36 protein-coding genes and 1 pseudogene are annotated in these 19,490 nt (G+C 39.7%); 15 read left to right on the top strand and 22 right to left on the bottom strand.

The window, feature by feature from the left end:
• Positions 1-29: 29 nt before the first annotated feature.
• The 7 genes and pseudogenes from PR725_RS16545 to PR725_RS16515 form a co-directional block, all read right to left on the bottom strand.
• Positions 30-431 carry a phage tail terminator-like protein gene (locus tag PR725_RS16545; protein WP_238564223.1) on the bottom strand — a complete coding sequence of 134 codons (402 nt, stop codon included), beginning with the start codon at positions 429-431 and terminating at the stop codon, positions 30-32.
• Complete coding sequence (locus PR725_RS16540) at positions 428-1,009, bottom strand: hypothetical protein (RefSeq protein WP_238564224.1); 582 nt, start codon at positions 1,007-1,009, stop codon at positions 428-430. Before PR725_RS16540 ends, PR725_RS16545 begins: the two co-directional genes overlap by 4 nt.
• A gap of 1 nt (position 1,010) precedes the next feature.
• Positions 1,011-1,364, bottom strand: a complete 354-nt coding sequence (locus tag PR725_RS16535; RefSeq protein ID WP_272569862.1) for a hypothetical protein — start codon at positions 1,362-1,364, stop codon at positions 1,011-1,013.
• A gap of 2 nt (positions 1,365-1,366) precedes the next feature.
• Positions 1,367-1,807: pseudogene (locus tag PR725_RS21840) on the bottom strand (DnaT-like ssDNA-binding protein); the annotation flags it as partial.
• 355 nt (positions 1,808-2,162) lie between these two features.
• Entirely contained in the window at positions 2,163-2,342 is a 180-nt protein-coding gene (locus tag PR725_RS16525) for a hypothetical protein (protein ID WP_238564230.1), read from the bottom strand.
• 295 nt (positions 2,343-2,637) lie between these two features.
• On the bottom strand, positions 2,638-2,826 hold the full coding sequence (locus tag PR725_RS16520; protein WP_238564231.1) for a hypothetical protein: 189 nt from the start codon (positions 2,824-2,826) through the stop codon (positions 2,638-2,640).
• A gap of 30 nt (positions 2,827-2,856) precedes the next feature.
• A complete protein-coding gene (locus PR725_RS16515) occupies positions 2,857-3,051 on the bottom strand; it encodes a hypothetical protein (protein ID WP_238564232.1) in 195 nt (64 codons plus the stop codon).
• A 214-nt stretch (positions 3,052-3,265) separates the two neighbouring features.
• Between PR725_RS16515 and PR725_RS16510 the strand changes: the two genes are divergently transcribed.
• Entirely contained in the window at positions 3,266-3,478 is a 213-nt protein-coding gene (locus PR725_RS16510) for a HEAT repeat domain-containing protein (RefSeq protein WP_123382407.1), read from the top strand.
• A 21-nt stretch (positions 3,479-3,499) separates the two neighbouring features.
• Here PR725_RS16510 and lysC read toward each other — a convergent pair whose 3' ends face one another.
• The 15 genes from lysC to PR725_RS16440 form a co-directional block, all read right to left on the bottom strand.
• Positions 3,500-3,733, bottom strand: coding sequence for an Rz1-like lysis system protein LysC (gene lysC / locus PR725_RS21890; protein WP_442959437.1), 234 nt, complete (start codon positions 3,731-3,733; stop codon positions 3,500-3,502).
• Positions 3,651-4,031, bottom strand: a complete 381-nt coding sequence (locus PR725_RS16505) for a hypothetical protein (protein WP_272569858.1) — start codon at positions 4,029-4,031, stop codon at positions 3,651-3,653. The genes lysC and PR725_RS16505 overlap by 83 nt, the downstream gene beginning before the upstream one ends.
• 58 nt (positions 4,032-4,089) lie before the next feature.
• On the bottom strand, positions 4,090-4,656 hold the full coding sequence (locus PR725_RS16500) for a lysozyme (protein ID WP_272569856.1): 567 nt from the start codon (positions 4,654-4,656) through the stop codon (positions 4,090-4,092).
• Positions 4,637-4,837 carry a phage holin family protein gene (locus PR725_RS16495; RefSeq protein WP_094963129.1) on the bottom strand — a complete coding sequence of 67 codons (201 nt, stop codon included), beginning with the start codon at positions 4,835-4,837 and terminating at the stop codon, positions 4,637-4,639. Before PR725_RS16495 ends, PR725_RS16500 begins: the two co-directional genes overlap by 20 nt.
• Positions 4,838-5,112: 275 nt before the next feature.
• Positions 5,113-5,643 carry a hypothetical protein gene (locus tag PR725_RS16490; RefSeq protein WP_272569854.1) on the bottom strand — a complete coding sequence of 177 codons (531 nt, stop codon included), beginning with the start codon at positions 5,641-5,643 and terminating at the stop codon, positions 5,113-5,115.
• Positions 5,640-6,533, bottom strand: coding sequence for a DUF4747 family protein (locus PR725_RS16485; RefSeq protein ID WP_196732043.1), 894 nt, complete (start codon positions 6,531-6,533; stop codon positions 5,640-5,642). The genes PR725_RS16490 and PR725_RS16485 overlap by 4 nt, the downstream gene beginning before the upstream one ends.
• Before the next feature lie 593 nt (positions 6,534-7,126).
• A complete protein-coding gene (locus tag PR725_RS16480; protein ID WP_272569850.1) occupies positions 7,127-7,540 on the bottom strand; it encodes a hypothetical protein in 414 nt (137 codons plus the stop codon).
• 424 nt (positions 7,541-7,964) lie between these two features.
• On the bottom strand, positions 7,965-8,114 hold the full coding sequence (locus tag PR725_RS16475) for a hypothetical protein (protein WP_181420521.1): 150 nt from the start codon (positions 8,112-8,114) through the stop codon (positions 7,965-7,967).
• Between the two features lie 38 nt (positions 8,115-8,152).
• Entirely contained in the window at positions 8,153-9,202 is a 1,050-nt protein-coding gene (locus PR725_RS16470; RefSeq protein WP_238564614.1) for a DNA-methyltransferase, read from the bottom strand.
• A gap of 142 nt (positions 9,203-9,344) precedes the next feature.
• Complete coding sequence (locus PR725_RS16465; RefSeq protein WP_129466288.1) at positions 9,345-9,539, bottom strand: TrmB family transcriptional regulator; 195 nt, start codon at positions 9,537-9,539, stop codon at positions 9,345-9,347.
• 203 nt (positions 9,540-9,742) lie between these two features.
• Positions 9,743-10,522: an antitermination protein Q gene (locus PR725_RS16460; protein ID WP_272569844.1), complete on the bottom strand. Its 780-nt coding sequence runs from the start codon at positions 10,520-10,522 to the stop codon at positions 9,743-9,745.
• Complete coding sequence (locus PR725_RS16455) at positions 10,522-11,502, bottom strand: DUF7146 domain-containing protein (protein ID WP_238564616.1); 981 nt, start codon at positions 11,500-11,502, stop codon at positions 10,522-10,524. The genes PR725_RS16460 and PR725_RS16455 overlap by 1 nt, the downstream gene beginning before the upstream one ends.
• On the bottom strand, positions 11,499-13,067 hold the full coding sequence (locus PR725_RS16450; RefSeq protein ID WP_238564617.1) for a DEAD/DEAH box helicase: 1,569 nt from the start codon (positions 13,065-13,067) through the stop codon (positions 11,499-11,501). The genes PR725_RS16455 and PR725_RS16450 overlap by 4 nt, the downstream gene beginning before the upstream one ends.
• A gap of 259 nt (positions 13,068-13,326) precedes the next feature.
• On the bottom strand, positions 13,327-13,605 hold the full coding sequence (locus tag PR725_RS16445) for a hypothetical protein (protein ID WP_238564618.1): 279 nt from the start codon (positions 13,603-13,605) through the stop codon (positions 13,327-13,329).
• Positions 13,574-13,825, bottom strand: a complete 252-nt coding sequence (locus PR725_RS16440; protein WP_238564619.1) for a transcriptional regulator — start codon at positions 13,823-13,825, stop codon at positions 13,574-13,576. The genes PR725_RS16445 and PR725_RS16440 overlap by 32 nt, the downstream gene beginning before the upstream one ends.
• 109 nt (positions 13,826-13,934) lie before the next feature.
• Here PR725_RS16440 and PR725_RS16435 point away from each other — a divergent pair, with 109 nt between their 5' ends.
• The 14 genes from PR725_RS16435 (at position 13,935) to PR725_RS16370 (ending at position 19,482) form a co-directional block, all read left to right on the top strand.
• Positions 13,935-14,528 carry a helix-turn-helix domain-containing protein gene (locus PR725_RS16435; protein ID WP_238564620.1) on the top strand — a complete coding sequence of 198 codons (594 nt, stop codon included), beginning with the start codon at positions 13,935-13,937 and terminating at the stop codon, positions 14,526-14,528.
• Between the two features lie 217 nt (positions 14,529-14,745).
• A complete protein-coding gene (locus PR725_RS16430) occupies positions 14,746-15,243 on the top strand; it encodes a helix-turn-helix domain-containing protein (protein WP_238564621.1) in 498 nt (165 codons plus the stop codon).
• Positions 15,244-15,246: 3 nt separating this feature from the next.
• The gene (locus PR725_RS16425) at positions 15,247-15,462 is read left to right on the top strand and encodes a host cell division inhibitor Icd-like protein (RefSeq protein WP_238564622.1); all 216 of its coding nucleotides are present in this window, start codon (positions 15,247-15,249) and stop codon (positions 15,460-15,462) included.
• 1 nt (position 15,463) lies between these two features.
• Entirely contained in the window at positions 15,464-15,667 is a 204-nt protein-coding gene (locus tag PR725_RS16420) for a hypothetical protein (RefSeq protein WP_238564623.1), read from the top strand.
• Positions 15,660-15,842, top strand: coding sequence for a hypothetical protein (locus tag PR725_RS16415; protein WP_272569836.1), 183 nt, complete (start codon positions 15,660-15,662; stop codon positions 15,840-15,842). The genes PR725_RS16420 and PR725_RS16415 overlap by 8 nt, the downstream gene beginning before the upstream one ends.
• Complete coding sequence (locus tag PR725_RS16410; protein ID WP_238564624.1) at positions 15,842-16,027, top strand: hypothetical protein; 186 nt, start codon at positions 15,842-15,844, stop codon at positions 16,025-16,027. Before PR725_RS16415 ends, PR725_RS16410 begins: the two co-directional genes overlap by 1 nt.
• 2 nt (positions 16,028-16,029) lie before the next feature.
• Positions 16,030-16,524: a hypothetical protein gene (locus PR725_RS16405; RefSeq protein WP_272569832.1), complete on the top strand. Its 495-nt coding sequence runs from the start codon at positions 16,030-16,032 to the stop codon at positions 16,522-16,524.
• 1 nt (position 16,525) lies between these two features.
• Entirely contained in the window at positions 16,526-16,948 is a 423-nt protein-coding gene (locus PR725_RS16400; protein WP_238564663.1) for a hypothetical protein, read from the top strand.
• A gap of 74 nt (positions 16,949-17,022) precedes the next feature.
• On the top strand, positions 17,023-17,364 hold the full coding sequence (locus PR725_RS16395; RefSeq protein WP_105880981.1) for a hypothetical protein: 342 nt from the start codon (positions 17,023-17,025) through the stop codon (positions 17,362-17,364).
• A complete protein-coding gene (locus tag PR725_RS16390; protein ID WP_238564664.1) occupies positions 17,361-17,666 on the top strand; it encodes an ANR family transcriptional regulator in 306 nt (101 codons plus the stop codon). The genes PR725_RS16395 and PR725_RS16390 overlap by 4 nt, the downstream gene beginning before the upstream one ends.
• On the top strand, positions 17,659-17,868 hold the full coding sequence (locus PR725_RS16385; RefSeq protein ID WP_238564665.1) for a hypothetical protein: 210 nt from the start codon (positions 17,659-17,661) through the stop codon (positions 17,866-17,868). The genes PR725_RS16390 and PR725_RS16385 overlap by 8 nt, the downstream gene beginning before the upstream one ends.
• On the top strand, positions 17,865-18,080 hold the full coding sequence (locus PR725_RS16380; protein WP_238564666.1) for a hypothetical protein: 216 nt from the start codon (positions 17,865-17,867) through the stop codon (positions 18,078-18,080). Before PR725_RS16385 ends, PR725_RS16380 begins: the two co-directional genes overlap by 4 nt.
• 2 nt (positions 18,081-18,082) lie before the next feature.
• Positions 18,083-18,910 carry an ORF6N domain-containing protein gene (locus tag PR725_RS16375; RefSeq protein ID WP_238564667.1) on the top strand — a complete coding sequence of 276 codons (828 nt, stop codon included), beginning with the start codon at positions 18,083-18,085 and terminating at the stop codon, positions 18,908-18,910.
• Positions 18,910-19,482, top strand: a complete 573-nt coding sequence (locus tag PR725_RS16370) for a hypothetical protein (RefSeq protein ID WP_272569827.1) — start codon at positions 18,910-18,912, stop codon at positions 19,480-19,482. The genes PR725_RS16375 and PR725_RS16370 overlap by 1 nt, the downstream gene beginning before the upstream one ends.
• The last annotated feature ends 8 nt before the right edge of the window (positions 19,483-19,490 follow it).

The raw sequence follows: 19,490 nt of genomic DNA, 5'->3' as shown, positions 1-19,490 counted from the left end.
TATGCATAAAAAACCGCCAGCTGGCGGTGTTATCGAACTGAATCACATCGATAGGATGTGCGTATGGGAATGGTGTAGTGGGTATCCCCCACGAGAGGGGGTAATTGATTTGGCTCACTGTTGAGATAAAGGGTTTTGGTCAGTGTGAGCCCATTTTCAAGCTGAGCTTTGATGTTATCCGCAACCAGGCTTAAGTGTTCATCACCGCTCCCCACCTTACCCACAATATTAATTTGAATGACCCCTTTTAAAATCGGCATATCGAGCGCTAGCCCCATATTCTCCGTTGCCGCTGGCAAAATATGTATTTGCAAATAAGGGGAGTTAATTTCATCAAAAGCCATATTAGGCCATGCCACCTTTAACCCCACTTGCTTTGCAATCTGAGCCACCAGCGCACGTATTGACTGATTAATTTCGGATTGCTTCATGATTTCACCTCAGCCATGGCCTCTCTAAAGAACTGGCTTACATTCTGTGCAGTGATAGCCACCATGCCATTCGGGGCTTGCTTTGAATGACCCATTTCTAATAGGTAAGCATAGGGCACATTATTAGTAAAGTAGATGGCACTCATACCTACCTTGAAGTGCTCAAGTACGTAATTCCCCATAGAGACGGTCATGCGACCTGATTTATCAATTCGTCCTGTCTCATCGTCTGCAGGTGTATCAAACGTCACTTGCCAATTTCCCCGAAAACGTCCACCGGTATAACCCGGAGGGGCTTTGATATCCATGGAGTCATTGACACGCACGCGCTTTTTTAACTGACGTTTCTTCGGAGTAAGGTTATTAGGGTCTTTTCTAAGTTCTTCATTGTGTTCAAATACTGCTTGGTTATAACTGACTGCCGTCTGGTTGACTTCCCAGAGTTCAGGATTACCGACAGGTGACATTTGAACCAACTGAGCCAAAATTTTAAACCCCGTTTTCTTAACAACCGCTTCCATATCTGCTTGGGCATTATCAACAAACAAGTTAATTGAACGCATAAATGATTGTGACATGTCACGCCCTCAATTGAGATTGATAGCAAATCACGAGTTCAGCAGGTTTAATCGGGTTAGGCTCTTGAACACGCAACCACACGCCGTCAACGAATACTCGATCCCCTTTTTGAATAACCGAGCCAGGTGAAAAGACCATTTTGATATCCGTCGCCAGAATAAGCGTCCCGTCAATATCATGAGGTTTGTATTGCACCTTAACCCCTGTGGCGAGAAACTCAGTTTCAGGCTCGTGGTGCTCTTTTCCCGTCTCATCATCAACCCAATGTTTACCATCCCGTTTAACTGGGTATGAAGCACCGTATTTCTTCAGCATTCGCAACGCTGTGTGGTGACCACGCTGATAGATATTCATGGCTACCTCATTGCAAACGTATTAATGGCGAACCCCTCAGAGATATCAATCAAGCCCGATAACAAACCTTTCAACCAAGCAAAATTTGGTGCGCCTGTATTGGTGCCTTCCGCGTATTTCAAATCAATTGCGCCCTCAATACGTTCTGCAATGATTTCCCCGCCTAAAGTGGGTTGCAGGTCGTTTTCTTGAGATTCAATCGCTAAGCGGCATTGGGCTTTACGTAAACCTTTGGTCAGTGTTTTCTTGCCATCGGTTGCAATATCTGCCGTGACAACCATCTCTTTGTTATTACCAATAGCGGCACCTAATGCTGCCAAAGAGTATTTAATATACCCCTCTAACGAAGCATCTGCTGCATCCGTACCCACCAGCTCTGAGAACTCAGAGACATGGCGACCACGGCGTTTAAATGCCTCTTCGGTTGTTGCATATGGACCGTATTAGCCATCGTGTTTATCTCCTATATAAAGCTCTATCAACGCCACTCTATGAATGACGTTTGCAGAATTTTATGAATTAACTATTTTCAAAATAAAAAAACTGATTTATTCTTAAATAGAGCGTACTAGCTCACAAGTGCAGAAGTCCACTTCAACTTACGGGAGGTATCTATGTTTCTCGTATACACCATCATCGTTATTGCTTTCTTTATATCTTTAGCAACAATGGATCCGCCTGAGGGTGACCAGGTTAATTTTGATATTAACGATAAGCAAATAGGATATATGTATGTTATGTAACTACGATTGAAAGCCCTGAAATATTTATCTAGCAGGGCTTTCCTTCTCCCCCCTACTATTCTAGTTGCAGAACACTATGTTCTTCCAAACCTGAATAAGCAATCAGACCTTCATAAACAATTTCATCACCATCACAGATTGTACCTACTTCAATGGTGTAAGTCGGTTGTCCTTCTTCCTGTGCAAACTCATGAAGTGGCTTGATTTGTTCTGGTGTTAATACGATTTTGCTCAAGCAATAAGTAGTGGTAATATCCTGCCGCTGGTTAAGGATGGCTGGTCCTACAACAATAATGATAAAGATGCATTTCCATTAGATATGCCCTTCTGTAGAGGGGCTTTTTTTATTTGAATACTCATTTTTCAATATTCTTTTCCGTATTTCGTAACAATTTACACCTAGATTATTTAACTTATGTTGGTATTATGTGCGCGCCCTTACGACATTTGGGTATTCATAATCAAAAATTAGTTCAATAAACTAAATAAATCCTTTCCCCTTTTCGCAAAAGGGGATTTTTTTATTACAACTAACCTAATTTAGCCCGCACAAGGCAATCTTTAGCCTCAAGTAACTTGCGAAGCCCCGCTGATTTCTCAGCACCATCTGGTAGCTGTTCATCCATCTGCTTAGCTAGATCACTAATTGGCTTACTAACCTCTTGCAAGTGAGCTGGTAGATGTTGGTACTCAAAATATTTCATGATTGGATTAGACATTTAGTGCTCCTATTAATATTGACAAGCCCCCTAATTGGAGGGGCGTTGTTTATAAAGGTTTACCAGAGATACCGTTGCTTCTTTAACCCTATCTCCGTACCATTCTTTTTCGTCCCTTGGCAGCCTGCCGCTACGCTTTATCTCATCCCTTTGTTTGGCAGCGTAATCATGAGCAAGCCGAAGAATCTCACATTGAACCACTGGATCTAAATCACTAATATTCATTTCATCACCTGCCGTTGTTGTTCATTTCCCCGTATTGTTCTGACTAAAATCAATAATAGTTATCATCACTAACAATTTAAGTTAATAATGAAACCTTTTTTGAGTTAAAAAAACAGAAAATTCCTTTTATATAAACACAAAAAACAAAAATATCATTCATTTAAGCTTAATATGGATAATTAATAACTTAAACTAAATATAGGCGAATAATTTTATGGATCAGAATATTATTAACACGCTAATTGAATTAACGCATAGAGGCAATGACGATGTAAAAATAGCTGCAGTTAGTGCTCTTGGTGACTATAAAGCAACTATTGAGCAACAAGCTGCAATTTCTAGACTTATTGAATTATGTAAAGATCCCAATAAGGATGTTGCTATTTCAGCTATAAGGGCTTTAAGTAAGCTTTCAGATTACTTTTAGTTTTATTTCAAATACCTCGTTCTAATGTGATTTTGAATTAATTCTAGCAGCTTCAATTCCCCGAATGGCTTTTTTATCTAAATTACATTGCTCGATAACTGTGAGTAGCGACTCATTTATCAATAGAGAGTCACCCCAAGGAAATGTCTCAGGGATGTACTCAGGCAAACAATCATTGAGCAGATGGGCTGGAATGGGCACTGATGGCGTTTGAACGTATTCTATTCGCGTGGTTGTGCAGCTCGACAGTAGCATCACGAGGAGCATCAATAGCAGCGCACTTATCATCCGCAATAACGGTTTTGATAATAGTTTTAACCGTTTCGGAAGCCACTGCTGCAGCGTCGCGTTCCCTAAGGTTATTTCGTGAGATTTCATTAAACGTTACCGAGAGTTCTAAAACAGTGGACAATATGAATTGGCTTGCAGCCACTTCATTTTCTAATCGCTCAACATCTTTTTTTACTAAAACATTGCTGTCATAAAGCGTTACAGCCCACCAGCTCACAGCAAATAGCGCCAAAAATAACCAGAATGAATTATCGATTTTCATAAATTCACCTGCTTGGTTCGGTAGTGATCTAGGGCTTTTTGGCAACGCTTTTCTAAGCTTACCTTGTCAATACCACAGGTATCGTCTCTGAGTATATATACGCCAGTTGCCAAGTAGATAGGGAATCCGATAAAGAATAAGAGTAAGCCGAGTCGAACTTTCCAAGGCATACTGCATTTTCTATCTCTCTGCGTGTTATCAGGCCTTTCCACTCTCTACCCCCTGCATAAGTCCAGCGTTTTAATTCATTGCAAGCGCCAGCGATATCACCTGCGTTCAGTTTCTTCAGCATCGTAGAACGCGCAAAAGCACCTGTGCCCACGTTGTAAGCAAAGGAATAAATAGCGGCTCGGGTGTTATCGTCAATATTGACTTTGATTAAAGGGTCTACGCCCTTTCTGACTTTGCTGAGGTCTTTTTCAAGCAAAGCTAAACATTCTGCTTCTGTATAGGTTTTTGTGGGGATAATGTCAGCGCCCGTATGCCCAAAACAAACTGTAGTGACATTCACAACATCTTTATAAGGTTTAGTTTCCATGCCTTCAAAATAAGCAATCATGCTTACAGTCAAAGCAATTAAGCCACCAGCGGCAGCCTTTTTTATTTTATTTGGTATCTTTGCCACTGTTAGCCTCTCTTAATTTGAATTCTTTCCGTTTGTAGTACCAATTCACAGCAAAAGTACCAACAGTACATAAAATACCCACGATGACAGCCCATTGATCTAGTGTGAAAATGCCAAATATGGATGTTAGAACACCCCATATGATTGCAGCGGGGCTTGAATACTTTTCAGGCATACGCATATCCACCCCCTGCGGAGTGTTCCGATATTTAGTTAATAGAAAGCCACCAGCAGGTAGCCGGATTTAGATTAATGAAGTTAATTGGAATTTGGGTAATAAAAAAGCCCCCCTATGGAGACCTTGAGTTAATTTATGCTAGATAACTTGAAATCCATGGTTCTCTCGGTCATACAGTCGTGATTTTATACATAACCGAATTTTTTAGGGGGTAATTAAAATGAAAAAAGACAAGTGGCGCATTAATGTAATGCTTTTTGAAGCGATTAAATTAAATGCTATTTTTTATCTTTATTATTTGAATTAAATACTGTTATATATTCATCAAACCAGTCAGCAACCCTAAATACGGCAAAAACAGCTGCTAGTGTGCAAAAAACAGAATAAATGAATATGAAATAGCCAAAGTAACTTAGCATCAAGAGCACTGGTTTGTACCATAATCCGGGGAGAATGGTTCCGTAAGTTTTAGCTAATAGTGCTATAAGAATCGCAATTATTTGCAAAAATATAAAATGGACAAAAGCAGTGCACGCCTCCATGTACGGAGATGGATTGCTATTATTCCCACTTCCCGCTATAAGCTTTTTAAAGCCATCATCACCTACCGCAAGCAAAATAGCCAACCCACCAAGAGAAAAGCCGAGTAAGTTAGGTAGTAGTGATAGAATATCACCCCACCACCCCGACTTTGACCAGGCTGGATACAATATAGCAGTTAAGATAAGAGCCAGATAAAAGTAACTACTTTTAAATAGCGCTGAAAAACCACCATAGATTGACCAATATCTCTTTATTACATCTATCATTTAGTAAGCCATTGTCTAAAATCATCATAAATTGATTTTGCTTTATCTAGAAGAACGTTAATTGGCAGTGTATCATTCGGGTCGTAAATCTCATACCCTTTCAATGGTTTGTCAGAGCTCGATAGCTCCTCTGAAAAGCCCTCATGATCTTGCCTTTTAATCGTTACCTTACCATTACGGGATGCAATCAGAGCTTCTACTTTCAATTCTTGATCTGGAGTAATGTCGCTATCTCTATCTGCTTTAAAAGTTTTTTCTTCTTCGATTGCATTGATCCGTTTAAGTCTTTCTTTAAACTCCTGCTCTGCATTATGAATATCATCCGGATTTGGCCTTCGAGTGACCATGGTTATTTTTTTTATTCCTTGCAAAGATAGCATTCGTTCAACCTCATCAGGGGCAGTAAGGCTTGTAACGTTAACAACTCCATATTTATCTACTATTTTATCTTCTGAAAATAACGAATTAAAAAATTTTTCTATCTGTATATGAGAAAGGTTCTTATTATTATAGCGAGCTTCATACACCAGCAAATGAGCTTCCGGAAGAAAAACAAACGAAAACCTTGAGGCGTTAGGCTTAAGGTGTTCAGGTATGACTATTTTTTCTTTTTCTTCATCTGTTGCTAACTCATTTGTAGCGATACTATACCAGTCACTATCTTTACTAATATCCATATATTTTAAAATCTCACCCTCATATGGGTCAGTGTCAGATGTACTACCTGCGGTTTTTGAAAAAAACTTTAATATCGCATAAACATCGCCACCTAAGTTAACTGTTTTGGCTAACCTGAAGGTATCCTTAAATAATTCAACGTATTTTTGAGGGGAGTGAGGGTGAATAGTTATATTTAATGCTCCATATACAAGCTTTTTGTTTCTAGCCATAAGGCTCTGTTCCTTCGGGGGTGAATTGGTTATATATCATTAATACTAAAGTAACTATAAGGTTATAAGGAACCTAATGTACGCTGTATTGATAAGTTGATCACAAGATTAAGGTAAATTATCTTGATAAACCAAAGCAATGCATGGAAAAGGCCTTGTAATACCCCTTGGAATAATTTTGGGAATATTTTGTTGCTCGAAATGGTGTTGGCTGATTTAGTTCAGCCAGACTGTTCCGCGCTACCAGAACTTTATAGCAGATTATAAGTATTGTGGAGTCATACGCTGAGAGTGTATGCGTTCAGGTTCCCCATGGCGTGTGTGCTTCTATCCTGATAAGTACAGATAACCCATGCGAGTTAGGCAATCAGCCTTGGCATTCTCCACAATGAAAACCCTACTCGCTTTAATGCCGCTATGTGCAAGATAGAAGCTAGTAAATAGAGTTTTCATTATGTGAACGGAATTATTTTTGGATATTTACCTTAAGTAACGTTAGTGATATAAATTAATCTGCAAACATTTAGAGAGCTTTTTTTCTGGTTTTTCCCAATGGTATGTATACCGCCACCTCTTGCTGTAGGTGGTTTTTTTTACTTGCTGAGGGTGGGTGATATACAATAACTATTCCACAGTTTGTCAATTTGCGGTTTATCAAAAACTTCCTCAACGCCATCTATCGCTGGTATTGATATATTAATTTCCCCATCAGGCTTTATATATACTTTAACCACAAAGCGCTTAAATTCAACTTCACTGACAAAGTCATAGTGTCGAGATACATAGCCGCAAACATAACCAACCTCTCCACCATTATGAGATATTTTATTGAAGTGGTATTCCACGTCTTTAAAAGACTCTAATTTAGGGCTGTTCAAGTATCCAAGCACAGTGCGCTTGGTTCTTTCAACAACGCTTACTTCATCTTTATAGGAAAGGGAGAGGCCTAACACAAAGCCAGCACCTAGTAAAAATAACGCAATAATAAAATTAAATATTTTACTCATAACAAAGACAGTCTCTTAAATAGAAAACCCGCCATTGCTGACGGGTCTACACCGTAATTCTAATTTTACCTAGTATGGGACGCCACGATTAAGTGAAATACGGTGTATCTCCTATATCGGGACGGTATTTATTTTTTCAAGTAGCAAAATAAACAGAATTCTTATTTAGCGTTATCTCAAATGCTTTGATAGGTAAAGATTGGTTATTTGCTCTAGAAGATTTACATCCAGTTGCCTATAAGAAAAATAAGAAGTGATGCAGTGAAAATACCTAGTGTATATTGCATTCCCACCATAAAATCTATAAAACGATTGACGCTCTTCACAATTTTAACTCTTAAAATATCATTACCGGCGAAACTATAGCCCAAAAAAACGCTAATATCTCTCAAGTAATCTTTGATAATTGTAAAGAATTATAGTTTTAAAACAATAAACGTATTGCGTAACCTCGGCTGGCAACGCTTAACGCTATCCTAATAATAAAACCCCATTCATAAAGCGATAAGCTTGCAAAGAATGCTGTAAGCCCAGCACTACCGTAGGCTGCGTTGCTATATTTATCCATACGCATAATTTCACCCCCTACGGAGTGCCCGAGTTAATTAAAAATTAGAAACAGGAGGTTTTACTTATCTCCGTTTTGGTCTGCTCAAATCTGTCGGTTTCTAGTTCAACTCCTATAACTCGACGATTGAGTTTTAATGCTGCTTTTATTGTGGCGCCAGAACCCATGAAGAAATCAGCCACTACATCACCCTCTCGGCTACTACTATTAATAATGTGTTCCATCATCGCTGAAGGCTTTTCACATGGATGTTTGCCGGGGTAATACTGAACAGGTGGGTATACCCAAACATCGGTATAAGGAACATCTACTGTCACAGTAAACGGACGCCTTAATAGTTGGTATTGCTGAGATAACTCATGATATTCACGATTTAGTAGCTTTTGTTCGCTAACTAAATCAGCGTGCTGGCGGCTTAATGGATTGCCGCTGAACTTTTTTACCGCCATTTGGTTAAATAGCTCTTGTAGCTTCAAGTAGTCTGATTCGTTCGGTAATTGCCATTGACTATAGCCAAACCAATGAGAAGCCATTTGCTTTCCAGTGGCCTGATGTATTTCCTTTGCTGTTATGCCTAATGAATCTCTTGCTTGCTTAAAATATTCAATCAATGGCCTCAGCGTGCTTTCTTTCAACTCTCTACGTCGCTGAAGATAACCACTGCTTTTTCCCTTGTAAGGGCTTTGATAGTGTTCAGCAAACAAGATACGCTCAGTTGCTGGGAAATAACTTCTCAGGCTTTCTTTATTTTGTCGTCGCCATGGTCCCGATGGTTTAGCCCAAATAATGTGGTTAAGCACATCGAACCGCTCACGCACTAATAATTCCGTATCAGCCGCCAGCTTTGAACCACAAAACATATATAAGCTACCGTTTGGCTTCAGAACACGCCAAAATTCCGCAAGCATTTCATCAAGCCACGATAAATATGCAGTGACGTTTTCCCACTGATTATCCCAATTACATGACTTAACCTGAAAATAAGGTGGGTCAGTTGCAATTAGGTCAATACTATTATCGGGAAGTGTCTTTATGTAGCTGAGTGAGTCATCATTGACTAAATTAATACTGTTTAAATTCACAGCGTTTTTCATAGATCATGGAAACCTTTTTTGATAAGCTTCACTTGCTTTGTGCACATAAGCAGTGGGCTTTAGTTTGTCCGTGATCCGTATCCAACGGGCGAATGGCTGGTAAGGTGCTACCAACACCCACCAGCCGCCCATTTTCACAGTGCTAGATATTTTGATATGTACTTTCTTTGATGTTTTCTTTGATTAAACCCGCCATCGCTAACTGGGTCAGTATTAATCGGCAGCATGAATCGGTTAGATTACTAAGCCATGCGATTTCACCTACTGTGGCTGGTTCCTCTGTAACCGCATTAAATACAAGCCTTGCCTTTTCTGTCATATCACACTGTTTTAACATGATATTTTTAAACCTCTGGTCAGTTATTGTGCATAACTACACATGTAACTCTGACCAAACGTAACAGCAAGTCTTATGTTTGTTTTAGGTACAAAAAAGCCCCGCGATTGCGAGGCCTTGAATTGGTTTAATGCGACTAGGTATAGAATGTCCATTATTAGAAGATAATAAGCCAATTCTATGCAAAAATCAAATAAAACACATTATTTTATTACCCTGCTAAATGCCAGTTCTGCCGCACTTTCTTCAATAAAACATTTACTAGCTAACTTTTCATAAAATGGCTTCCAATTTCGTGACCATGACGATTGGGTTAAATCAGGCACTAAGTGTTTTATCGCATTATATGCCACAGACGACGGCACCCGGTTGAACCCCTTACCCGCACAACGAGGGCAATCTTTAAATACAGGCGCGCCCTGCAGCTTAGTTTGAATGTCATCTAATACCTTACCCCGTCCTTTACAGCGGCAACGGTGTGCTAGTCGCCCCTTACCATTACACTCTTGGCACAATTCACCCACTTCTTCATTTTTCGTCCACGGCTCAATAATTACAGTTCCGTCTAGTCTAGTTATACCAGGATGTTTGACTACGTCCTTGCGCTTATAAATAAGACCTTTACCGCTACATGCTGAACATGGAAAAACTGAACCAGCTGAACGGGCATAATCTTCAAATGCCATCTTGGCCAGAATAATTAGGCAATAACCCAACTTTTTACCTGCAGCTTTAGCCACCAGCTTAGGTGTGATTTTTTTAGCGTATTGGGTTAAGGCTTCTACCGTAGAAAACTTATCCTCTTCGCTGATATCATTTTTCGCCAAAAAAGCCGTCATACCAAACTTAGCTTGTGATTCAGTCATCCCCATAGCTGCCATGATATCCGTTCCCGTTATTCGGTCAGGGGAAGTACAACCTGCTACATTGCCGAATGTAGGTGACTTAGGGTGAAAGTTTTTCAGTGCATTTTCGAGTTTCATTAAGCCGCCTCTCTTTGTTTCCGAATAAAAACACGTTCCCTTGCTTCGCAACCTTGAGTGAGCAAATCATTAAAATCGTTTAGGTCAGGCCATCTCACGCTTACTTTTTCTATATCATTGTTGGCTACTAGGTTTTTTCTGGCGCATTCATAAGCTGCCGCCTCACCCGTTGCGCTCCAATCGTTATCAGCGAAAACAATCAGGTGCTTAACACCTTTTGGAGCGACAAACTTCGCCATATGTCCAGCATTCATTGTCGACCAAGTATTAACACCATAGATTTGCTTACAGGAAAGTGCGGTTTCGATTCCTTCAGCGATCCCCAACGTTGAAGCTACGGGGAACATACGGATAGCGACTGAGTTTGCATACTCTAAGTAATTATCCTCCTGCAACGAGTCCATTCGTTTGACCAGCGATAGCCGCGCTTTTTTATCGCCTTCTAAATACGTCCTATGCAGGTAACAAAGCTGCCCTTTTGAGTCTGTTGCAAGCGACCAGATAGCTTGAAAGCTGTTAGGGTTATGTTTTACGGGTTGCTTATCACAAAATTTAACCTGTTCACTCGGCAGCTCATAGATACCGCGATTGTGTAGATATTTCGCTGCTGAGGTATCTTTCAGTGATTTTAGGTTTGAATAGCACTTGATGATCCGCTCTCTAAACCCTGCAATTGAGGTATCTTTAGTTTGTGGTTTAGGTGCTATATTTTCTCGATGATTGCCAAGAAGCATATCCACTTCATCAGCCAGAACTTTAAAACTCTTACCTTGTGTTTTTTCCAGTAGCTGAAAGCCAGTACCCGAATCACAGGTGCAAATCCATGTGCCTAGCCCATTTTTATCATCAATACGAAACTTGCCCTTTCTCTCACATAATGGACATTTGCCTTTAAAGTGTTTACGCCCAGTTATAGGGGGTAGCCCATAGTGCGCAAATATTTTTGCCCATTGTCCTTTTGCGGCATTAATTGTATTCAAAGTAATGCTCCTTGCTGTGGTGTGCCATTTTTTAACTGACCTTTAATACGTGCGAACTGCTCTTTTGCTTTTTGCCGACCCTTTACGAAACGGATCCGCTTATGTTTAATGAAATTACTGACCTCTGGTGTAATCTCTTGAGGGGTACTGTGTAGTCCATAAGGGAATACACCGAACTTATCTTTAAATGTGTGACCGACCCACCCGTCACTAATCGGCTTGCCTTCAACCGCTCTAACGTTTTGGTAATATTTAAGTTGGGAATAGAAACTTTGCTTTTCTTGTTGGGTGTAAACTTTTTCAGTCTTACCTAATTTTTTGATATTGCGTGTCGTGTCGACTTCTACGTCTTCCCCGGCGAGTGGCTTAAATCCACATTTAGGGCAAACGTAAATACCTGCAGGCTTCATGAAGTGGCATGATGTGCATTCTTTCGGTTTCTTCTCGCGTTTTTCTTGCTCACGAAAACTATTAACCTCTTTCATGCCGTCATTTTTGTTTGGCAGTTCGTCATATTCGATATCATCAGGAAAGCCTAAGCGATGGACAGAACCGGAATGATCAAAGATGAGACATTTATCTTTGCCCGGCGCTTTACGTAATCCGCGGCCAAGACACTGCACCCAGCGAATTTCTGATTTAGTAGGTCGGGCATAAATGATGCAACGAACATCACTATCAAAACCCGCTACAAGCGTTCCGACATTAACAATGATCTTGGTTGCACCCTGTTCGAAACGGTGAATGATGACTCGACGTTCATCATGTGGCGTATCAGCTGTAATGACCTCCGCATTCACCCCTGAGCGGTTAAAAGCAACGGTGACATAATTTGCATGGCTGACAGTGACGCAAAAACAGATCGTTGGTAGGTTTTCACCATTAGCCAGCCAGTTATCAACCACGTCGCCAACCAAATCCGCACCTGACATAATTTCAGCAATTTCAGCCTCTTTATAATCACTACCGAATTCCTCACTACGAACTGATTTCACTTTTGATAAATCTGGTTTTGTCGGTGCGTAAAATTCGTATTTACTTAGATCCCCACGCTGAATAAGCTCCTTCATCGTTGTGGGTTTAATCAGCCTTTCGTAATACTCACCAAGAAACGGGGAAAACGGTGTTCCCGACAGCCCGATTACTTTGAGTTCAGTATCACGAATGACTTCGAGTATTTTCTTACGGCGTAAATGGGCCTCGTCGATGATGAGTAAATCAATGTTGTCAGGAAACTCACGACGAATAACCGTATCTGCTGAGGCAATTTGGATTAATTTTGTTGGATCATAATTGGGATGATTGGCCCAAACAAATCCGATTTCTTCCATTGGTATGCCATACTCTTGAAAACGCTCAGCTGTTTGGGCGATCAGGTTTGTATATGGCGCACAGAACATAACTCGCATATTGCGCTTGATGTAACCGTTTGTGATAAATGCCGCTAGCCCTGTCTTACCGCTCCCTGTTGGGCTATAAATCATAAACGTGCGGTTTTGCTTCCAGTTTTGACGCAACATAGCTAAACCGCGTTCCTGTGCAAAATTTGGTGTAATGTTTAACATCCGTTCCTCACTTGAATAATTTACCCTGCCAAGGACGAAGCCTTTGGAAGATTTATCATTTAGCCATCTAAACGGCTGGTGGGTTTTATAACCCCTATAGAGGTCTATATTTAAGATCTAACTCCTTCCTTGGCAGTGCCTTCCCTAACACCCCTTTCAAAGATCACCCCCCTTACCCCCCTAGAAAGTTTTCCCCTCTTCCCCAGAAAACAGTCTAGACGGCTAAACGTCTTAACCCCTGAATACTCCCTTAATGAAATTACTGACCAACCAACAACGGCGCTGAGGTATAACCTTGCATTGCCTTCGAATAACGTCTCACGTACTGCCTTAGTCTTGAGTTCGCTTCATGTCTCGCTTTGTTGTCTTTGCGATATGAAACTGGTTCTAACTCCCAATGCTGCTGATACACTTCTGAATAAGCCACCAGCGCCCTATTTCTCGCACTCGGTGACAGTTGCAATAACATTTCCTGAATCCAATTCGCGTCATCAGGAAAGTAATGCTTAGGCATCAGTATGTTGTGTATCTGGTGCATGTGCATTACCGAAAAGCTCTGGTAGATCAGGTCGAATTTCGTGAGCCTTTACAGCTCCATTTGTTAAATTAACAATCGAAGGCACCAATCTAGGGGATACTTTTTTCTTATTGTTTAACCAATCAGAAACTGTTGACTGTGAGACGCCTATTAGCTTCGCAAACCCTAATTGTGTCGTACCAATACTGTTAATCGCTTTGTCTATAATTTCATTTTTCATAAACCCTCCAATATTCCTATAGCGATTCTAGCGTATAAATAAACAGTATTCAATCGCCAAAGCGATTAATGTATAATATCGCCATCGCTATAGTTTAATGAGGTAATATATGAGTCTTTCAGAACGGTTAAAGTCAGCAATGAAAAATTCGGGATTCACGCAAGCGTCCCTAGCTGAAGCTGTAGGTATGGCACAATCAAGTGTATGGAAATTAGTGTCAGGAGAAGCATCGTCAAGCAGAAGATTGGTTGATATAGCTCGCGTACTTGGTGTTGATGCAGAGTGGCTACAACATGGTGGTGATACTGAAACAGCAAGAAATAAAGCACTCCCACCATTTGAAGTGATGACTGGAAAGTATGCAGAATTGGCTGTATTGAAAGGAAACAAACCTACACATAATCAATTTCTTATACCTAGTAATATATTCAAGCCTTCATTAAAAGCCTATGAAATTGAATCAGATACAGGAATTAGCGAGATCACCAAAGGAAGCATAGTAGTTATTGACCCTAAAGAGCTCCCTTCTCAAAATGATCTGGTGTTGATTGAAATAAATAAAAATATTAGTGCTTATAGATATATTAAAAGTGCAGCTAATGACTACTTATCCGTTGATGACTCTCGCATCCCTTTGGTTTCAGTCGATGATAGTATTAATTTACTAGGGGTGATTATACTTTTATCAAAACAATATAAATAACATAATCTTGTCTTATCCAATCTATAGCGCCCTGGTCTATTTCTATAGTAGAAACTAACTTCCATTTTTTTCATTACACCCTCATACTGTTTATTTGTACAGTATGAGGATAATCTTATATTTCCTAGTAAACGTCAATATAAAAAAATATCGCTTTAGCGATTGACATTTAAAAACGCTCTGTCTATTATCATTAAAAATCGCTTAGGAGATAAAAATGAATAAGGCATATGATTTGTTAATGAGAAATGCATGCTACATGTCCAGTCTTGCGGAGCAAACTCAGTGTGTCAGTCTTCTCATATTATCAGGAAAGCTTTCAGAAACTGAAAGCGAGATAATTGAAGCAATACTGCAAGAAAAATTTAGAGCACTAATAGATACATCATCTAGCATTCAATCAAGCATTGCGTTTGATTTTCCATTAAAAAATGAAATCAAGGTCGAGCAACTGACTACGGGCATAAAAAACTCATTCGCAACACGTTTGCGCTTGGCTCTCGCACACTCTGGAATGACACAAGCCGCTTTAGCTTGGGGTATTGGAGTTTCACAAAGCACAATCAGTGCATTGGCTACTGGCCGAGTAAAAGGCGTGGGAATTGAGCGAGGAGCAGCTTTATCTGAAGCTTTAGGTGTAAATCTAAGGTGGCTCATGCGCGGTGAAGGTGAAATGCAGCCAGCTAAATTTTTAACTCATAATGACGAGGTTTAAAAAATGTCGACTATACATTATGCGCCAAATACCAATGTACTTAAACCTGATATCCGTACAGGTCTGTTTAAGTTCTGCTTCTTTGCTGTAAAGCGTAGTGATCCACAAGCTAAAGCTGAACGCAAAGAGGTTTATGCAACGGATTTGAAATCAGCAAAATTACAACTTGTTCGTGATTATGTTTTATCGCTGGCATCACAAACACCTGTAGGAGCGTGACATGTCACACGAAATTGAATTAAGTGTCGCCGCAAAAAAAAGCGCTCAGCTGAGTTCACTATTATTCACTATCAATAAAGAGAATTTACGGCACAAAGACACATCTACTATTGAGGAGTTAATTGGCTTGGCGCTTGATTTATCAAATGATGTTTCTTTGTACCTACTTGAAGAAAATGCACAACGGGATAATGGACATGAATAAAACAGCCCCCCCCCCCAAAGTACAAGTTAGTGAATGTATGGATGTGTTTAACCGAGTGAAAGCGTTTTTAATTGCTGCTCAATATCTAAATAGAGACAACAGCGAAAAACATATAGCCAGTCAATTAATCGCTCAATGTGAAACTGAGGTCGATGATATTTTGGAGAAAGAATAGTGAATGACAATATTCAATTAAGAGATGCAGCTAACACTGAATTAACCTACGCAAAGGCCATTATTAATTTAATTTTAGATTCAGGATTTATTGATAATGAAAACACCCTAAATACTTTGGCTGCAGCCTTATTATCAGTAATTCGCGCTCATGAGGCATTAATTAAAATTAATCTTGGGAAATAAAAATGAAAACTAGCGACACAATAAAAATAAAAGATTTCAAAAACTACTCAATCGAGCAACTTAGTGGAATTTCTATTAATAACGAAATGACATCAGAAGCATTAATTGAAGGTGTCGGAGCAATTGGTACCTTATTGTTTGACTCTTCATGTAGTGACAATGACCCTTTATCAAAAGACGTTCTATGTAAAATAGGTTTATTGATTCAAGAGTCAATCATTATTGCTAAAGCATTAGATGATAATGTTTATTATTCTAGTGAGGAAATTAAACGGCGTTCTGCCCCCCCCCCCAATCAAAATAGTAAGTTATCAGAAAATAAGTTACATGGTGCTATTGGGGATATTAATAATGTCGAGCTTTCTCTGCATCAACTTAAAAGTGACATATACGAAAATGAACCAGACACCCCAACGCTATATGCACAATTAGATTTAATGGCAAATACATTAAGTAAAACACTCAATAGTTTAGACGCTCTTATTAAGGAAAATTAAAATGACAAACAAAGCAAAGCCTATAGAAATAACAACAGGTCACGACATTCAGGTCATTACTCGTGAGGTTTATTTTGTTCAGCCATGCAATAAAAGCTATTTCACTGAAGATGCAGCTATCAATAAATATGCACACATCCTTGCTAGTGATGAGTTCAGTAAGCTAGGCAAGCCAACTAACGAGCCAGACATTAAAACACAGTTGCCTGGTGGTACTCCTGTCTTTAAGCGCGGTGCCATGCTGCCAGAGTATATAGATAGACAGGCTGAAATATATCGAGATTTAAAACGGAAGCTTAAAAAAGAAAAGTATATTTTACAGTTAGAAAAGGAATGGCAAAAAGCAAACACAAAACTCGAAGAAGCAAAGGAAGATGCGGTAATAAAATACGGAAGACTTCAAGAAGCAATAACCAATAAATAATTAAACAATCAAGTTAAATTTAAATCAGCGTCAACGCTGAGGGGTTCCCTTTATCTAAAATCAGGAATAATGAAATGGAAAAATCAACTTTATTAGATAAAAGAAGAAAACATTTTATTGATGCAATCTTTGATTATCTAAAAAGAAAAAAGAAAGCATCAACATTCGAGCGAACTGTCGATGGTATTAAATACCGAGTTGATTTAGATACTGAGGTATTAAAACAATCATTAATCAACTTATACGAAAATAACATTTGCCGTAAAGAAGCAGGAGCAACCGACCAGCAAATAATTGAAGTCTACGATAGTTTTTACAATAAACACGGAAAGCTAACCGACGAAGGCAAAGAGTTCATTAGTGATATTACTTTGCTCATTGCTGAACATTTACATCAAAAGGAAATGAATAAATGAAGCCAAGTTATTTAAGTATTGCACAACAGGCAGCAAAAGCAGAACAAGCCGGTGATTATTTAAAAGCATCCATATTGTGGGGTCAGGCTAAATATTTAGCCAGAACAGAAAAAGACTTGCGGTGGGCTGAATATCGAATAGAGCACAACTCACTGCGTAATTCTTTATTAACTCGCGCAATTGAATATGAAGAACAACAAAAAGAACGTAATAAAAAAGCAAGGGAAAAAATTAAAAGTAAAAAAGAAGCTGAATTACTGGAAGCCAATATTAATAAAACTTCGGAGGTGGGCTGTGAGTAATTTTGAACATTATATGAATACTGGCAAGTCACTTGAAGATAGAAAGTTATATCGACGTGCCGCTGAGCAATATAACAAAGCTTTTTACATTGCCAAACCGCCAGTAAATGGCGCGTTAAGTGATCAGCAGAAAATAAGCAGCCAAGCAACTGACCGTTGTTTATCTAAAGCAAAAATTAAAGTGGCGGAGAGTTATTTATGAGCAAAAGAAAACGCAGCAGAACTCAACAGGGAATTGCAGGTATGACTATTGCTCAAGGGCTTAGTTTAGAAAGAAATGAAGTTAAAGATTATGCCAATGTTTGCAAACACTTATCCCAATTTGAAAGAAACGGCAATGACATTCGAATGCCATTAAATAGACAGCAACGCCGATTAGCCAATAAGTTAAAAATTGATATTAAGAGGGTTTAATTATGAGCGAATTAATCACAATAGATGCTAACGCACTACCCGTTATTGAATGGAAAGGTGTCCGAGTTGTCACCACGGAAACATTAGCGGCTGGTTATGGCGTTGATGAAGCCAATATCCGCAACAATTTATCTCGCAATAAAGAACGATTTATTGAAGGGGTTCACTGCCACACCGTTTCAGGTGATGAACTAAAAGATTTGCGAGTAACCAATAGTTACGCACAAATTTCAAACAAAGCTAGAAGCGTTACCCTATGGACCGAAAAAGGCGCTGCCCGTATGTCGAAAATTGTCGATAGCGACGAAGCCTGGTCTTTCTTTGAAAAAATGGAAGATGCTTATTTTCGCCCTGCGCCAGTAGAAGTTAGTCGAAAACAGCTTGCACTGATGGTAATTGAAGCAGAAGACCGCGCAGAAGCTTTCCAGATTGAAAATAAACACCTCAACGCCACAGTGGAAAGCCTAGGTAAGCATTTCAGCAAAGGCATAACGATCACCTCATTTTGCAAAGCACTTAATGGTGTAAATGTTAACAAAATGATGTGGTGGGCTTCAGAACGAAACTGGGTTTATAACTCACGACGTGACCTTGAGAAATCACCCAAATGGCGAGTCGCTTCCTACGCTCGGGATAAATATCTCACAGAGGAAGAAACCAAAGTCACTCCTCATGGCATGGAAGAATTTATAAAAGTGACACCAGTCTTATTAGAAAAAGGTTGTCACCGCTTATATCAGCTCTATATGAAAGGTGAGCTTCCAATGAAAAAGACATGGAACGGTGAGTTTTCACACGACAAGGCTATCTACACGCCGGAGGCTAAATAATGGCTTATTTTACTGATGCAGGTAACGGCGTTATTGCCGACGATGGCACTTTGATTTCTTATTCTGACGCAGTTAAGGCGCTTGAATGTGGTCACTACGATAAAGAGTTAATAAAAGGCTTGTATTTGGCTGCTGCCGTGATGGGTAAGTTAGCTGATGAACCAGACACCCTAACACCTGAACAACGTGTTTCAGTTTGGCGTTGGGTGGTAGTGGCTTGCTTTATCCGCGAACAACAAAAGAAAAACGGCACTATTGAGGTGCCAAATGGCAACGGCGGCATTGATTTAGCAACCATCTATAGCAATGGCAAATCGTCACTGAGTATTTACCCTGCTCCTCTGCGCCTTGCACTAAGTGAAAACTTAGAACGGATCATGGTTGAAACCGTCGGGAAAGCATTATGGGCTGACTTTACTGTCCGAGTGTATATCGATTTTCTTGATATCTCACTAGAACACGGTCCTCGTCTATCAGCCAAAGGGCGCGAAGGTCTTTGCATTCTTAACGATGATTATATCCGTGCACTGGAATCAGAAGGTGGTTTCCCTGCAATGCCAACCATGCACTAAGGACGGTA

The organism is Providencia sp. PROV255 (assembly GCF_028478065.1).
GTDB classification, from domain to species: Bacteria; Pseudomonadota; Gammaproteobacteria; order Enterobacterales; family Enterobacteriaceae; genus Providencia; species Providencia rettgeri.
This window is presented reverse-complemented; position numbering and strand designations above follow the sequence as displayed.

Excerpts from the sequence above, each read along its gene's own strand:
- PR725_RS16415 (WP_272569836.1), top strand. The coding sequence starts at position 15,660 with ATGAATAAAACAGCCCCCCCCCCCAAAGTACAAGTTAGTGAATGTATG.
- PR725_RS16450 (WP_238564617.1), bottom strand. The coding sequence starts at position 13,067 with ATGTTAAACATTACACCAAATTTTGCACAGGAACGCGGTTTAGCTATG.
- PR725_RS16435 (WP_238564620.1), top strand. The coding sequence starts at position 13,935 with ATGAGTCTTTCAGAACGGTTAAAGTCAGCAATGAAAAATTCGGGATTC.
- PR725_RS16465 (WP_129466288.1), bottom strand. The coding sequence starts at position 9,539 with ATGTTAAAACAGTGTGATATGACAGAAAAGGCAAGGCTTGTATTTAAT.
- PR725_RS16405 (WP_272569832.1), top strand. The coding sequence starts at position 16,030 with ATGAAAACTAGCGACACAATAAAAATAAAAGATTTCAAAAACTACTCA.
- PR725_RS16430 (WP_238564621.1), top strand. The coding sequence starts at position 14,746 with ATGAATAAGGCATATGATTTGTTAATGAGAAATGCATGCTACATGTCC.
- PR725_RS16390 (WP_238564664.1), top strand. The coding sequence starts at position 17,361 with ATGAAGCCAAGTTATTTAAGTATTGCACAACAGGCAGCAAAAGCAGAA.
- PR725_RS16370 (WP_272569827.1), top strand. The coding sequence starts at position 18,910 with ATGGCTTATTTTACTGATGCAGGTAACGGCGTTATTGCCGACGATGGC.
- PR725_RS16445 (WP_238564618.1), bottom strand. The coding sequence starts at position 13,605 with ATGCACCAGATACACAACATACTGATGCCTAAGCATTACTTTCCTGAT.
- PR725_RS16395 (WP_105880981.1), top strand. The coding sequence starts at position 17,023 with ATGGAAAAATCAACTTTATTAGATAAAAGAAGAAAACATTTTATTGAT.
- PR725_RS16475 (WP_181420521.1), bottom strand. The coding sequence starts at position 8,114 with ATGCGTATGGATAAATATAGCAACGCAGCCTACGGTAGTGCTGGGCTT.
- PR725_RS16505 (WP_272569858.1), bottom strand. The coding sequence starts at position 4,031 with ATGAAAATCGATAATTCATTCTGGTTATTTTTGGCGCTATTTGCTGTG.
- PR725_RS16520 (WP_238564231.1), bottom strand. The coding sequence starts at position 2,826 with ATGTCTAATCCAATCATGAAATATTTTGAGTACCAACATCTACCAGCT.
- PR725_RS16375 (WP_238564667.1), top strand. The coding sequence starts at position 18,083 with ATGAGCGAATTAATCACAATAGATGCTAACGCACTACCCGTTATTGAA.
- PR725_RS16545 (WP_238564223.1), bottom strand. The coding sequence starts at position 431 with ATGAAGCAATCCGAAATTAATCAGTCAATACGTGCGCTGGTGGCTCAG.
- PR725_RS16490 (WP_272569854.1), bottom strand. The coding sequence starts at position 5,643 with ATGATAGATGTAATAAAGAGATATTGGTCAATCTATGGTGGTTTTTCA.
- PR725_RS16540 (WP_238564224.1), bottom strand. The coding sequence starts at position 1,009 with ATGTCACAATCATTTATGCGTTCAATTAACTTGTTTGTTGATAATGCC.
- PR725_RS16515 (WP_238564232.1), bottom strand. The coding sequence starts at position 3,051 with ATGAATATTAGTGATTTAGATCCAGTGGTTCAATGTGAGATTCTTCGG.
- PR725_RS16535 (WP_272569862.1), bottom strand. The coding sequence starts at position 1,364 with ATGAATATCTATCAGCGTGGTCACCACACAGCGTTGCGAATGCTGAAG.
- PR725_RS16425 (WP_238564622.1), top strand. The coding sequence starts at position 15,247 with ATGTCGACTATACATTATGCGCCAAATACCAATGTACTTAAACCTGAT.
- PR725_RS16510 (WP_123382407.1), top strand. The coding sequence starts at position 3,266 with ATGGATCAGAATATTATTAACACGCTAATTGAATTAACGCATAGAGGC.
- PR725_RS16470 (WP_238564614.1), bottom strand. The coding sequence starts at position 9,202 with ATGAAAAACGCTGTGAATTTAAACAGTATTAATTTAGTCAATGATGAC.
- PR725_RS16460 (WP_272569844.1), bottom strand. The coding sequence starts at position 10,522 with ATGAAACTCGAAAATGCACTGAAAAACTTTCACCCTAAGTCACCTACA.
- PR725_RS16440 (WP_238564619.1), bottom strand. The coding sequence starts at position 13,825 with ATGAAAAATGAAATTATAGACAAAGCGATTAACAGTATTGGTACGACA.
- PR725_RS16400 (WP_238564663.1), top strand. The coding sequence starts at position 16,526 with ATGACAAACAAAGCAAAGCCTATAGAAATAACAACAGGTCACGACATT.
- PR725_RS16480 (WP_272569850.1), bottom strand. The coding sequence starts at position 7,540 with ATGAGTAAAATATTTAATTTTATTATTGCGTTATTTTTACTAGGTGCT.
- PR725_RS16485 (WP_196732043.1), bottom strand. The coding sequence starts at position 6,533 with ATGGCTAGAAACAAAAAGCTTGTATATGGAGCATTAAATATAACTATT.
- PR725_RS16420 (WP_238564623.1), top strand. The coding sequence starts at position 15,464 with ATGTCACACGAAATTGAATTAAGTGTCGCCGCAAAAAAAAGCGCTCAG.
- lysC (WP_442959437.1), bottom strand. The coding sequence starts at position 3,733 with ATGCTACTGTCGAGCTGCACAACCACGCGAATAGAATACGTTCAAACG.
- PR725_RS16495 (WP_094963129.1), bottom strand. The coding sequence starts at position 4,837 with ATGCGTATGCCTGAAAAGTATTCAAGCCCCGCTGCAATCATATGGGGT.
- PR725_RS16380 (WP_238564666.1), top strand. The coding sequence starts at position 17,865 with ATGAGCAAAAGAAAACGCAGCAGAACTCAACAGGGAATTGCAGGTATG.